Raw genomic sequence first — 12752 nt, 5'->3', positions numbered from 1 at the left:
CATCCCTTGCGGGTGCGCGTGTCACGGGATTACCGTGGAGGTCACCTCGTCGTCATCGCGGGGCCGCCGGGGCGGGAGACCGACCGGCGGAACGGATGGCGGTCACGGGGGTCCCCCGACGGAAGCAGACGGATTGCTGTCGATCACCGGTACCGCTCAGCCCACGCGCTGACATCGTGATCGCGCGCCCCGTCGGGCGCTCCACCGCACCGCGGTGGCCTCGGTGTCGTGCGCCCAGCATCGACACCGGGAGACACCCCCATGCCCACCAGTCCGTCCGTCGTCCTGCACGACGTCACCTTCGCCTGGCCCGACGGCACCGTCGCGCTCGACCACCTCACCGCCGCCTTCGGGCGTGGCCGGACCGGCCTGGTCGGGAGGAACGGGGCCGGCAAGTCCACGCTGGTCCGGCTCGCGACCGGCCGGCTCCACCCCACGTCGGGCAGCATCGCGACGTCGGGTCCGGTCGACCACCTGCCGCAGCGCATCGCGACCGGGAGGGACGACACCGTCGCCGACCTGCTCGGCGTCCGGCCCACACTCACCGCGCTCCGGGCCGTCCTGGCCGGCGACGCCACGGCCGCACAGCTCGAGGCAGTCGGCGACGACTGGGACCTGGAGGAACGGGCCGCCGCGGTGCTCGACCGGGTCGGGCTCGACGGCGCCGACCTCGACCGGCCGGTGTCGACGCTGTCCGGCGGGCAGGCGGTGCTCGTCGCCGTCGCCGGGGTTCGGTTGCGCGCCCGACCGATCGTGTTCCTGGACGAGCCGACGAACAACCTGGACCGCCGGGCCCGCGGACTGCTCCTCGACCTGGTCGACGACTGGCGCGGCACCCTGGTGCTCGTCAGCCACGACCGGGAGCTCCTCGAGCACGTCGACGAGACCGTGGAGCTCCGCGCCGGGGCGATGACCGTGTTCGGCGGGACCTTCAGCGCGTTCGAGGAGCACCTCGCCGTGCAGCAGGCAGCCGTCGAGCGCGAGGTCCGGGTCGCCGAACAGCGGCACCGCACCGAGAAGCGGCAGCGCATCGAGGCGGAGACCAAGATCGCGCGACGTGCGAAGGCCGGCGAGAAAGCGGGCCGCTCGATGCCGAAGATCCTGGCGAACGAGCAGCGGAAGAAGGCGCAGGAGACCGCCGGCCGACTGCGCGTCGGGTACGCGGGCGACGAAGCTGCCGCCCTCGCCACCAAGCGCGAGGCCGAGCTCCGTCTGCGCGACGACGAGTCGATCCGCGTCACCCTGCCCGACCCGGACGTGCCGGCCTCGCGTCGGATCGCCACCGTGACCGTCCGCGGACGGGACGTCGTCGTGCAGGGGCCGGAACGGATCGCCGTCATCGGGGACAACGGGGTCGGCAAGTCCACCCTGCTCGAGCAGCTCGTCGGCGATCCCGCAGCGCGTGAGCATCCGCTACCGGACACCGGGGCCGTCGCCCACGTCGACCGGATCGCGTACCTGCCGCAGCGGAAGGACAGCCTGGACGACACCGCCACGGTGCTCGACAACGTGCGCCGGGACGCCCCGCACGTCCCCGTCGCCGAGGTCCGCAACCGGCTGGCGAAGTTCCTGGTGCGCGGGGACACCGTCGACCGGCCGGCCGGGGACCTGTCCGGCGGGGAGCGGTTCCGGGTGGCGCTGGCGGCCCTGGTGCTCGCCGACCCGCCGCCGCAGCTGCTCGTGCTCGACGAGCCGACGAACGACCTCGACCTGACGAGCGTCGACCAGCTCGTCGACGCGCTCCGGGCCTACCGGGGAGCGCTCGTCGTGGTGAGCCACGACGAGACGTTCCTGGAACGGCTCGAGCTCGACGACCGGATCGAGCTGCGGTAGCCGATGGTCGCCGTTAGCGTGTCAGCGCCGTCGGGTCGGCCGGATCGCGAGTGACTCGACGGTGCCGCGCTCGGGCAGGTCGACGACGGTGCGGACCGCGGCGGCCACGTCCTCGGGCGCCAGGTAGTAGTCGGTGTCGTAGGACTCCCCGAGCTTCGCCACGAGCTGCCGCTGCATGTCTGAGTCGGTCCGGCCCGGGTGCACGCTCGACACCCGCACGCCGTTCGCCCGCTCCTCTTCACGTAGGGCGTCGGCGAAGGCCCGCAGCGCGAACTTCGACGCCGCGTACACGCCACCGCCGGGGCCGGAGTGGAACCCGGAGCCGCTGTTGATCGGCACCACGATGCCCCGCGCCGCACGGAGTGCCGGCAGCGCCAACCGGGTGAGGTCGGCGACCGCGAACACGTTCGTCGCGAAGACCTGCTCCCACACCGCGCGCGGGGTGTCGGCGACGGTGGTGCCCTGCTCGACACCGGCCGAGTGCACCAGGACGTCGAGCCGATCGGGCAGCGCGGGGACCTCGCCCGCGCCCAGGTCACCGACGAACGGCGCCGCGCTCGGCAGCTCCTGGACGAGGGCGTCCACGGCGTCGGCGGACCGACCGCCCACGAGCACGTGGTGGGTGCGGCCGAGGTCGGCGGCGATCGCGCGGCCGATACCGCGGGTGGCTCCGGTCACCAGGGCGACCGGACGGTTCTGGAGCTGGTCTGTCGTCACGGAGGTCAGCCTACGGAAGCCGGGCCGGGCCTCCTGTGCGGTCGCGGCGACGACGCAGGACCGTCAGCGCGACGACGGCGGCGACCACGAGACCCGCGAGCGCCGCGATGCCCCACGGCGAGCCGGCGAGCGCCGCGACGACCGCCCAGAAGACGGCGAGCCCGACGGTCGCGTACAGGAAGGCCCACGCGACGCACCCCGGCACCATCGCGATCGTGTACCGCCACCAGGCGACCCGGGCGAGCCCCGCTGCGGCGTTCATCACCGTCTGCAACCCGACCACGACGAAGCTCACCGTCACGACGGGCAGGCCCCAGCGTTCGAGCAGCGCCGAACCGCGACGGACGGCCGGCGACCGCAGCCAGCCACCCCACCGCGATCGGGACGCACCCGTCACCGCGAGCCGCGCGACCCAGTACGTGGCCTGCGCGCGGCAGAACACGATCACGAAGAGCGCGAGGACGAGCCACCGGAACGGGAGCCCCTCGAGAAAGGACGGCACGCTCGCACCGTAGCGCCCCGACCCGGAGAGCGCCCGTCAGCGCCGATCGGACGCGCGACGGTCAGTCGTTGTCGACGTTCTGGCGGATGCGGATGCCCTCGAGCACGTCCTGCGCGCGCTTCTCGTCCTGCTTCTCGATCTGGCGGGTGTCGCGCTCGGGGAGCTGGATGTCCTCCTCCGCGCGGATGCCAGCCTGCAGTTCGCGGCCCCGCTCGATCTCGGCGTCGAACTCGGCACCGAAGAGGAGAGCGTTGTTCGTGATCCAGATCCACAGCAGGAACACGATGACCCCACCGAGGGAGCCGTACGTGGCGTTGTAGTTCGAGAAGTTCCCGACGTAGAACCCGAAGCCGACGCTGGCGATGATCCAGATGAGGAGCGCCAGGATCGAGCCGCCGCTGACCCAGGTGAACTTCGGCTGCTTGACGTTCGGCGACCAGTAGTAGAGCACCGCGACGACGATGATCGCGATGACGAGCAGGATCGGCCACTGCACGATCGACAGGACGGTGACGGCCACGTCGCCGAGGCCGATGACGTCGCCGAAGCTGCGGGCGAGCGGAGCGCTCACCAGGACCAGCAGACCGATCACGAGCAGGACGACGGTGGTCACCGTGACCCCGAGCATGGTCGGGCGGAGCTTCCAGATCGGACGGCCCTCGCGGACGTTGTAGATCCGGTTCATGGCACGGCCGAACGCGCCCACGTAGCCGGAGGCCGACCAGAGGGCACCGACGACACCGACGATGAACGTGATGGGAGCGGCGGGCGAGCGGACGAGTCCCTCGAGCGGCTCCCTGATCAGGTCCACGACCTGGTCGGACCCGATGTTGCCGATGATCTGCAGCAGGGTCTTGATCGTGTTGTCGGCCTGACCGACCAGGCCGAGCAGCGACACGACCGCCAGCAGCCCGGGGAACAGCGCGAGCACCGAGTAGTACGTCAGGCTCGCCGCCAGGTCGGTGCACTGGTCGCTCGTGAACTCGCGCAGCGTCTTCTTGAGCGTGTAGACGAGCGTCGGCTTCTTGAGGTCGGTGGGGTTGTCGGGCTTCCGGGAGTCGTCCGGATCCGGCTTCTGCTCTTCGTGCGCCATGTGCCTACCCTCTCGCCTTCGCGGCCTGCTTCGACCGCTTGACCGCCTGCTTGCGGTTCTTGGTCGCCCGTCGCTGGACCGCCGCGATGCCGACCTGCTGCTTCACCCGCGCCTTGTGCGCCGGGTCACGCTCGAGGGCTTCCTCGGCGGCCTTCGCCCGCGCCTTGCGGCCTTTCCGTCCACCCTGCGCCTGCTCCTTCGCCGAGGGGGCATCGCCGCGCACGCCGAACGGCAGCAACGCGGTGAACGCCGAGTTCGCGGGCGGCGCGGCGAGGTGCCCGGCCGGGCGGTTCCGCAGCGCGATGCCGAGGACGATCGCCGCGACACCGGTCAGCCCGGTGATGCCCATCGCCACCAGGGGCGTGGGGTCGCGGTGCCACCGCTGCTTCGTCTTGGCGACCGCGAGCCGCGTCCGGGCGGGCAGGTCCGCACGCCGCTTCAGCTCCGTCACGGTGTCCGTGATGCCCTCGCGGGTGCGCACGTTGGCGAGTTCGAGCTCGGGCAGACTGTCCTTGGCCATTCCCCATTTCGTACACGTCCCACCCGGGATCGTGCCCAGCAGGCCGCGTCTACCGTGCCGCACATGCTCTTCCGGGACGCCGCCGAGGGGATCCACCGCCTCGAGATCGCACACACCAACACGTACCTCGTCGAGACCGGCGATCAGTTGCTCGTCGTCGACGCGGGGTTGCCCGCCGCGTGGCCGCACCTGCAGCTCGCCGTGCACGACCTGGGCTACACCCCCGACCGGGTCGAGGGGCTCCTGCTCACGCACGGGCACTTCGACCACGTCGGCACCGCCGCACGCATGCACCGCGACTGGGGCACGCCCGTGTTCGTCCACCCGGGCGATCGGCACCTCGCCGCGCACCCGTACTCGTACCGACCGCAGACGAACCGCTTCGGGTTCGTCGCGCTCCACCCGGGTGGTCTGCGCCCCCTGGGCCGGATGCTGCTCGCCGGTGCGGTCACGGTCGACGGCATCGCGGACACCGAACCGCTGGAGAGCCGCGCCGACGTGCCGGGCAACCCGTGGATCATCGAGACCCCGGGGCACACCGACGGCCACGTGGCACTGCACTTCGCCGACCGCGACGCCGTGATCGCCGGGGACGCGCTCGTCACCTTCGACCCGTACACCGGCGGGATCGGGCCCCGGATCGTGGCACCCGCGGCGACCTCCGACGTGGACACGGCGGTGGCGTCGCTCGACCGGCTCGCGGACACCGAGGCGAAGCACGTGCTGCCCGGCCACGGGCCGGGCTGGTCACTCGGCGTGCGGCGGGCGGTCGCGCAGGCGCGGCGGGTGGCCGGCGCCGCCTGACGCGCGACCAGCTCGCGAGTCCACGCGCGCAGCGACACCTCACGGGCGCTCCGACGCGTGGACTGTCGGTCAGCGCGAAACGTCGCCGACGCGGTGGACGCGACCAGGGCCGGCCTGGAGGCACGGTGCGGGCCCGCCCCGCGCCTCCAGGCCGGCAGCCGGTGCGGTCAGGACGGGACGACGACGTCCTCGGGCAGGCCGGACGCCGCGGAGCGGCCTGCGGCCTCCATCAGGGCGAGGCTCCGCAGGTTGTCGCGGCCGCTCGTCTCCGGCGCCGGACCACCCTGCACGGAGCGTGCGAAGGCCTGCAGACCGCCCTGGCGGTCGGTGTGCGCGAGCACGGGGAGCTCGACCGGCTCGGCCGCGTCGTCCTGGGTTCGGCGGAGGGTGACCCGGTCGCCCTCCACGGCGTTCGGCTCGCCGTCGCGGCTCGTGAACCAGAGTTCGCCGTCCTCGCCCTCGATGCTCCACTCGCCCGCCCAGGCGGTTCGCGGGCCACGGCTCAGCCAGCTGCCGCGGTAGTTGACGACCGTGCCGCCGTCGAGCTCGATGATCATCGAGGCGACCGCTTCGTCCTGGTACTTGCTGTACGCCGGGTAGCTCGCCTTGGCGAAGACCCGCACGGCTTCCTGTCCGGTGATCATCCGGAGCAGGTCGAAGTGGTGGATCGCCATGTCGTTGATCATCGCGTGGGGGAACCGGTAGTGCGGGTACGTCGCCGCGGGCTGGTCGTTGTCCCACTGCCGGAAGTCGACGTTGATCGCGGAGACCTCGCCGACGACGTCCGCCTCGAGCATCTCCTGCACGACCCGGGGCGCCGGGTACCAGCGGTAGTTCTGGCTGACCTGCAGCACCAGGCCGAGCTGCTCGGCGCGACGGACCGCGACGACGGCCTCGGCCGTGGTGTTCGCGAACGGCTTCTCGACCAGGACGTGCTTGCCGGCCTCGAGGGCCTCGAGGGCGAGCGGCACGTGGGTGACCGCGGGTGCCGTGATGACGACGGCGTCGGCCTCGACCCCGGCGAGCGCCTCGGTGAGGGACGCGAACGCAGCGGAGGCCGGGAGCCCGAGGTCGGTCCGCACGGCCTCGAGCGTCGGCGCCGACGGGTCGACGATCCCGACCACCTGCACTTCCGACACCTCGGGGATGGCGGTGCGGGCCCAGTTGCCGCCCCACCCTCCGAGACCGACGTGGATGATCCGGACGCTCATGCGTGCACTCCTTCGTGGCTGCCGTCGTGGCTGGTGTCACACCACGGTCGCCGCGGTGCGTGCGTCCAGTCTGTCAGTGCGTGAAGGCGTAGGCGATGAGTGCCATGGTGACGATGAACCCGGCCAGGTAGTTGATCCAGAGGAACCGCTTCCAGCCGGCGTTCGCGGCCTCGGCCCCCTGGTCCGTGATGTTCCACCACGGCAGCACGTTGAGCGCGTAGGGGATCACGACGACGGCGGCGATCGGCCCCGGGAACGCCGAGAACAGCAGCGCGACCCCGGCGACCAGGTAGGCGACGAAGGCCAGGCGGACGGTGGCCCGGGCGCCGATCACGGTCGCGACGGATCCGATGCCGCCGGCCCGGTCGGCCAGGACGTCCTGCACGGCACCGAACGCGTGCGAGGCCACGCCCCACAGGAAGAACGCGATGCACACCGCGACGAGCTCGCCGGTCCAGTGCGGACCCGCCAGGGCGAGGCCGTAGACCGCCGGCGAGACGAAGTGGGTGCTCGACGTGAGCGAGTCGAGGAACGGCTTCTCCTTGAACCGCAGCCCCGGCGCCGAGTACGCGATGACCGCGAACACGCTGATCGCCAGGACGAGCCACGACCACGGGCCGTTGCCGCTCATCGCGCCGAGCACCACGAGGGCCACCAGGAACGGCACGTTCGTGACGACGACGGCCCACAGTGTCGTGCGGTGGACGCTCTTGTCGAGCAGGGCCCCCTCGACGCCGCCCTTCCGCGGGTTGCGCAGGTCGGACTCGTAGTCGAAGACGTCGTTGATGCCGTACATCGCCAGGTTGTAGGGCACCAGGAAGTACACGACGCCGACGAGGAACGCGACGAGCGAGAACCCGCCGCCGCCCTCGACGCCGACCCCGCTGCCGAGCAGGTACGCGGCGCCGAACGGGTAGGCGGTGTTCACCCAGCTGATCGGGCGCGACGACACGAACAGGGCACGCATGGTCGACGGCCTGGAGGCGGTGCTGGCGTTCACTTCGTGTCCTCCGCTGGTGCTGGGGTCGGGTCGGGCGCGGGGCGCGCGCCGGTCCGGTCGCGTCCGCCCGTCCGGTCGTGTCCGCCTGTCCGGTCGTGTCCGCCCGTCCGGTCGTGTCCGCCCGTCCGGTCGTGTCCGCCCGTCCGGTCGAACAGGACCCACAGGCTGGGCAGCAGCACGATGGCCGACATCGCGTAGGCGAGGTCCTCGACCGGGATCGCACCGATCTTCGCACCGCTGATGAGCGAGGGGTCGTAGGCGACGATGCGCAGGGTGACGATGACGTTGTCGAACACGATCGTCATCACCAGCAGCGCGACGCCGGCGATCACCGACGTGAGCACCGCAACCCGGCGCCCGATCGCAGGCCGTCGACCCGCCGCCCGGGCCCGGCGGGCGGCGACGATGCCGGCGACCACGGCCACGACGGCCGTGACGGCGAAGAACGGCAGGGCGAGGAGCGCGTACGCCCCGGCCCCGGTCACGAGCGCCGCCGATCGGTCGCGCGCTGCACGAGGGGCCGGACGAACCCGACCAGGTCCATCGTCGAGTAGCAGAGCAGCAGCAGGAAGAAGAGCTCCTCGAGCGGGACCTCGGGCGCCAGGAGCACCCCGGTGAGCAGGTTCTGCGGACCGATGAAGAAGATGCCGGCAGCGACACCGGCGACGTCCCACACCATGAAGAACGCGACACCGACCACCATCACGGCCGCCGCCCGCCACGGTGCCCGCCAGAAGAACAGGCGGAAGCGGGCGTCCAGCACGGTCGTGCCGACCAGGGACACCACCAGGCCGGCGAGGTAGAGCCCGGGCATCAGGCGGTCTCGGTCCGGTCCCGCGGAGCCCCGAGGGGTGTCGGCAGCGGCTCGGTGCTCCGGTCGCCGTGGATGCGCTTGAGCAGGACCTCGGCGCTGATCAGGCACATCGGCAGACCGATGCCCGGGATCGTCGAGGCGCCCACGTAGTACAAGCCCTCGACCTTCTTCGACGCGTTCTTCTCGCGGAAGAACGCGCTCTGCTTCAGGGTGTGCGCCGGCCCGAGCATCGAGCCGCTCCAAGCGTTCAGGTCGTCGGCGAAGTCGCGCGGTCCGATCGTGCGACGGACCCGGATCCGGTCGCGGAGGTCGGGGACCCCCGCTCGCTCGGCCAGCACGTCGATGGCCCGGTCGGCGATCTGCTCGACCTGGTAGTCCCCGGCACCGTCGATGCCGCCCTTGCCGATCGAGAGGTCGGCGGGCAGCGGCACCAGGATGAACAGGTTGCTGGTGCCGGGCGGGGAGACGGTCGGGTCGATGCCGGAGGGGGCGCAGACGTAGATCGAGGCGGGGTCCGGCACGTGCCGGTCGTCGCCGAAGATCGCGCCGAAGTTCGCCTTCCAGTCCGCGGTGAACATCAGTGTGTGGTGCAGCAGGCCCGGCGTCGGACCGTCGATGCCGAGGTACACGAGCACGGCGCTCGGGCCCGGGTCGCGCTTCTTCCAGTGGTCGGCGCCGTGGGTGCGGTGCTCACGGTCGAGCAGCTGCATCTCGGTGTGCTGCAGGTCGGCGGCGCTGACCACGAGGTCGGCCGGTGCCGTGTGCTGCACGCCGTCGCGGTCGCGGTGGACGACCCCGGTGGCGACGCCGTCCTCGACGACGATCCGCTCGACCTTCGCACCGGCGATGATCTTCGCGCCCTCGGCCCGGGCGACCCGCTCGACGGCGGAGATCACCTCGGTGATGCCGCCCTTCGGGTAGAGCACGCCGTCGGCGAGGTCGAGGTGGCTCATCAGGTGGTACATGCTCGGCGCCGCGTACGGGCTCGTGCCGAGGAACACCGCCGGGTAGCCGAGGATCTGCCAGAGCCGCCGGTCGCGCACGGCGGTCTCGGCGAAGGTGGAGAGCGGCTCGAGGAGCAGTCGCGCGAGCTTGGGCAGGCGACGCAGGACGTCGGGCGCCGCGAGCTTCGTGAGGTCCTGGAACGTCGTGTAGAGGAACCGGCGCACGGCCATCGTGTAGGTGTCCTCGGCCGACGCGAGGTACTTGCGCATCCGCTCCCCGGCACCGGGCTCGATCGACTCGAACAGCGCGATGTTGGCCTCGGCGTCGGCGCGCAGGTCGATCGGCTCGTCGTGGCCCTCGCTGTAGACGCGGTAGCCGGGGTCGAGCTTCACCAGGTCGAGCTCGGCCTCGGCAGAAGTACCGAGCAGCTGGAAGAAGTGGTCGAAGACCTCGGGCATGAGGTACCACGACGGCCCGGTGTCGAACCGGAAGCCGTCCTGCTCCCACGACCCGGCACGACCGCCGAGCTGCGTCCGCTGCTCGAGCACGGTCACCGAGAAGCCGTCGCGCGCGAGCAGCGCGGCGGCGGCGAGGCCGCTGATGCCGCCGCCGATGACGACGGCGCGTCGGGCGGGCACCTTGCGCCGGGTGGTGGTGGCGACCGCGTTCGGTCGGGAGGCGCGGGGCGGGGTCATGACGAGCCTCCCGGCCGGTGGGTGGTTGCGCGCGACCGCAGCGGTGCGCGTCCGGCGAGGACCTGCGCCGCGAGGCGCACCTTCACCGGGTTGGGCACGCGCACGCGTGTCGTCACCAGGCGGGTGGCCGGGGTGCGCGCGAGACGGTCGTTGAGTTCCTGGAACAGCGCGTGCGCGAGCCCGACCGCGTTGCGGGCGTCGGCCGGCAGGAGCCGGATCGTCCGTGCGGCGTGGTCGAGGTCGGCCTGCACGTCGGCGACCAGGCGGTCCTTCGTGGCCTCGTCGAACGAGCGGATGTCGACGCCCGGGAAGTACGAGCGACCGAGCACCTCGAAGTCGGCGTGCAGGTCGCGCAGGAAGTTCACCTTCTGGAACGCCGCACCCAGCGCGCGCGCACCGGCGACGAGCTCGGCCTGGTCGAACGTCGGGCGACCGGCGCGGTACACGAACGCACGCAGGCACATCAGCCCGACGACCTCCGCCGAGCCGTACACGTACGCGTCGAACGAGGCGTCGTCGTGCTCGGTGCGCTCGAGGTCCATGCGCATCGAGGCGAAGAACGGGGCGGTGAGCTCGGCGCCGAAGCCGGTGGTGCGGGCGGTCCGGGCGAACGCGTGGACGACAGGGTTCACCGAGAAGCCGAGCGCGATGGCCCGTTCGGTGTCGGCCTCGAGTTCGTCGAGCACCGTCCGGGCGAGCTCGCGGTCGAGTCCGGCCTCGGTCGCCGGGCCGTCGACGACCTCGTCGGCGACACGGACCAGGGCGTAGACGTTCCGGATGTGTTCGCGCGTGTCGCGGGAGAGCATCCTGCTCGCCAGGCCGAACGAGGTGGAGTAGCGGTCGATGACGACACCCGAGGCAGCCTCGGCCGTGGCGTCGTAGAGCTGGAGGCGAGCCGGACGGGATCCGGTCGCCGTGGTGGTGCTGTGGGTCACCGGGCGCGCTCCACGAGTTCGGTCACGAGGGCCTCCAGGCGGTCGGCGAGGTCGTACGGCAGCCGGGCGAGCTCGGCCCGGGCGAGTGCGGTGTGCTCCGCCACCCGCGCTTCGGCGGCGGCACGGGCACCGCAGGACACCAGGGTCGCACGGACCTCGTCGGCGCGGGCCTCGGTGAGGTCCGGGTCGCCGAGGTACGGCTCGAGGTCGGGCCAGCAATCGGTGGTCGCGGCGTAGGCGATGAGCATGGTGCGCTTGCCCTCGCGCAGGTCCCCGAGGACGGTCTTGCCGGTCATGGTCTCGTCGCCGAACACCCCGAGCAGGTCGTCGACGATCTGGTAGGCGATGCCGATCTCGCGGCCGAAGGCGCCGAGGGCCGTGACGACTTCCTCGTCGGCGCCGGCCAGCACGGCACCGGACTGCAGCGGCGCCTCGAACGAGTACACGCTCGTCTTCGCTCGCTCCATCGCCAGGACCTCGTCGACCGTCGGCATCACACCGAGGGCCAGGTCGACGTCGGTCATCTCACCGGCGGCGCTGGCGAACACGGCCTCGTCGAGCAGTTCGAGCAGTCGCTCGCGGCGGGTGCCGTCGACGCCCGCGGCCTCGATGAACCGGGGCGCACCGGCGAGCGCGAGGTCACCGGCGATGACGGCGGCGCTCATCCCCCGGTGTTCGGCGGTCGGCAGCGGGAGTCCGCCGGTGGTGCCCGTGTCGCGGAAGGACCCGGCGACGTTCGGCTGACCACGGCGCGACCAGTCACGGTCGATGACGTCGTCGTGCACCACGAGTGCGGTGTGCAGCAGTTCGTAGGCGGCAGCGACGTGGGCGCCGGCGTGCGCGTCGGTGCCGCCCATGCCGGCGTACGCCGTGAGGACCATGCGGGGGCGGAAGCGCTTGCCGCCCATGCTCGCCTTGCGGAGCACACGCCACAGTTCTTCCGACGGGCGGCCGTACCGAGCGGCGCGTGCCGACGACACGGTGAAGAAGCGCTCGAGGCAGTCGTCGACGAGCGCGAGGTCGATGTGCGGCACGGTGGTCGCTTCCTCGCTCATTGGCCTAACCTATCGACACAGATGAACGCTTTCCCTGAATCCGTGGTGCTCCTGGCCGACGACCGTACCCCGATCGGCACGGCTGACAAGTTCACGGTCCACACCGCCCACACGCCCCTGCACCTGGCGTTCTCGTGCCACGTCCGGAACACCGACGGCGACGTCCTGGTGACCCGACGAGCACTGTCGAAGAAGACCTGGCCGGGGGTGTGGACGAACACCTTCTGCGGCCACCCCGGGCCGGACGAGTCCTTCGAGGACGCCATCGCCCGTCGGGCCTCCCGCGAGCTCGGCATCACCGTGCGCGACGTCGAGGTCGTGCTGCCGGAGTTCCGGTACCGCGCGGTCGACGCCTCGGGCATCGTGGAGAACGAGGTCTGCCCCGTCTTCCGCGCCGTGACCGACAACACCCCGGCGCCCGCGGACGACGAGGTCGCCGAATGGGCATGGGTGTCCGAGGACTCTCTCAGACAGGCCGTCGCCGGCGCGCCGTTCGCCTGGAGCCCGTGGCTCGGGTGGCAGCTCGCCGAACTCGAGACCGCCGGGCTGCACGTCACGCGCTGACGCTCCTGCGCCTGCCGCTGTGCGGTTGCACCCTGCCGGCGCTTTGCTCATGCACGAGGTCGTT

General features: G+C 71.9%; 14 protein-coding genes. 3 read left to right on the top strand and 11 right to left on the bottom strand.

Features of this window, described 5'->3' with window-relative positions; translation table 11 throughout:
* The first annotated feature begins 261 nt into the window (after window positions 1–261).
* Window positions 262–1833: an ABC-F family ATP-binding cassette domain-containing protein gene (locus tag KK097_RS12875; protein ID WP_214545094.1), complete on the top strand. Its 1572-nt coding sequence runs from the start codon at window positions 262–264 to the stop codon at window positions 1831–1833.
* 21 nt (window positions 1834–1854) lie between these two features.
* Here KK097_RS12875 and KK097_RS12870 read toward each other — a convergent pair whose 3' ends face one another.
* The 4 genes from KK097_RS12870 to KK097_RS12855 form a co-directional block, all read right to left on the bottom strand.
* Complete coding sequence (locus tag KK097_RS12870) at window positions 1855–2550, bottom strand: SDR family oxidoreductase (RefSeq protein WP_214545093.1); 696 nt, start codon at window positions 2548–2550, stop codon at window positions 1855–1857.
* A gap of 10 nt (window positions 2551–2560) precedes the next feature.
* The gene (locus tag KK097_RS12865; RefSeq protein ID WP_214545092.1) at window positions 2561–3052 is read right to left on the bottom strand and encodes a VTT domain-containing protein; all 492 of its coding nucleotides are present in this window, start codon (window positions 3050–3052) and stop codon (window positions 2561–2563) included.
* Between the two features lie 61 nt (window positions 3053–3113).
* Window positions 3114–4145 carry a YihY/virulence factor BrkB family protein gene (locus KK097_RS12860; RefSeq protein ID WP_214545091.1) on the bottom strand — a complete coding sequence of 344 codons (1032 nt, stop codon included), beginning with the start codon at window positions 4143–4145 and terminating at the stop codon, window positions 3114–3116.
* Between the two features lie 4 nt (window positions 4146–4149).
* Window positions 4150–4665: a hypothetical protein gene (locus KK097_RS12855; protein ID WP_214545090.1), complete on the bottom strand. Its 516-nt coding sequence runs from the start codon at window positions 4663–4665 to the stop codon at window positions 4150–4152.
* A 63-nt stretch (window positions 4666–4728) separates the two neighbouring features.
* On the opposite strand from KK097_RS12855, the gene KK097_RS12850 reads away from it, so the two are divergent.
* The gene (locus KK097_RS12850; protein ID WP_214545089.1) at window positions 4729–5469 is read left to right on the top strand and encodes an MBL fold metallo-hydrolase; all 741 of its coding nucleotides are present in this window, start codon (window positions 4729–4731) and stop codon (window positions 5467–5469) included.
* Between the two features lie 167 nt (window positions 5470–5636).
* On the opposite strand, the gene KK097_RS12845 is transcribed toward KK097_RS12850, so the two are convergent.
* The 7 genes from KK097_RS12845 to KK097_RS12815 form a co-directional block, all read right to left on the bottom strand.
* Window positions 5637–6680 carry a Gfo/Idh/MocA family protein gene (locus KK097_RS12845; RefSeq protein ID WP_214545088.1) on the bottom strand — a complete coding sequence of 348 codons (1044 nt, stop codon included), beginning with the start codon at window positions 6678–6680 and terminating at the stop codon, window positions 5637–5639.
* 73 nt (window positions 6681–6753) lie between these two features.
* A complete protein-coding gene (locus KK097_RS12840) occupies window positions 6754–7647 on the bottom strand; it encodes a prenyltransferase (protein ID WP_214545112.1) in 894 nt (297 codons plus the stop codon).
* A gap of 29 nt (window positions 7648–7676) precedes the next feature.
* Window positions 7677–8165: a lycopene cyclase domain-containing protein gene (locus tag KK097_RS12835; RefSeq protein ID WP_214545087.1), complete on the bottom strand. Its 489-nt coding sequence runs from the start codon at window positions 8163–8165 to the stop codon at window positions 7677–7679.
* Window positions 8162–8494, bottom strand: a complete 333-nt coding sequence (locus tag KK097_RS12830; protein ID WP_214529993.1) for a lycopene cyclase domain-containing protein — start codon at window positions 8492–8494, stop codon at window positions 8162–8164. The genes KK097_RS12835 and KK097_RS12830 overlap by 4 nt, the downstream gene beginning before the upstream one ends.
* Window positions 8494–10134: a phytoene desaturase family protein gene (gene crtI, locus KK097_RS12825; protein WP_250896730.1), complete on the bottom strand. Its 1641-nt coding sequence runs from the start codon at window positions 10132–10134 to the stop codon at window positions 8494–8496. Before crtI ends, KK097_RS12830 begins: the two co-directional genes overlap by 1 nt.
* Window positions 10131–11069: a phytoene/squalene synthase family protein gene (locus KK097_RS12820; RefSeq protein WP_214529994.1), complete on the bottom strand. Its 939-nt coding sequence runs from the start codon at window positions 11067–11069 to the stop codon at window positions 10131–10133. Before KK097_RS12820 ends, crtI begins: the two co-directional genes overlap by 4 nt.
* The gene (locus KK097_RS12815) at window positions 11066–12124 is read right to left on the bottom strand and encodes a polyprenyl synthetase family protein (RefSeq protein WP_214529995.1); all 1059 of its coding nucleotides are present in this window, start codon (window positions 12122–12124) and stop codon (window positions 11066–11068) included. Before KK097_RS12815 ends, KK097_RS12820 begins: the two co-directional genes overlap by 4 nt.
* Window positions 12125–12145: 21 nt before the next feature.
* Here KK097_RS12815 and idi point away from each other — a divergent pair, with 21 nt between their 5' ends.
* A complete protein-coding gene (idi, locus tag KK097_RS12810) occupies window positions 12146–12688 on the top strand; it encodes an isopentenyl-diphosphate Delta-isomerase (protein ID WP_214545086.1) in 543 nt (180 codons plus the stop codon).
* Window positions 12689–12752 lie beyond the last annotated feature (64 nt).

Origin of the sequence: Curtobacterium flaccumfaciens, assembly GCF_018598405.1 — a bacterium.
Taxonomy (GTDB): Bacteria; Actinomycetota; Actinomycetes; order Actinomycetales; family Microbacteriaceae; genus Curtobacterium; species Curtobacterium aurantiacum.
This window is presented reverse-complemented; position numbering and strand designations above follow the sequence as displayed.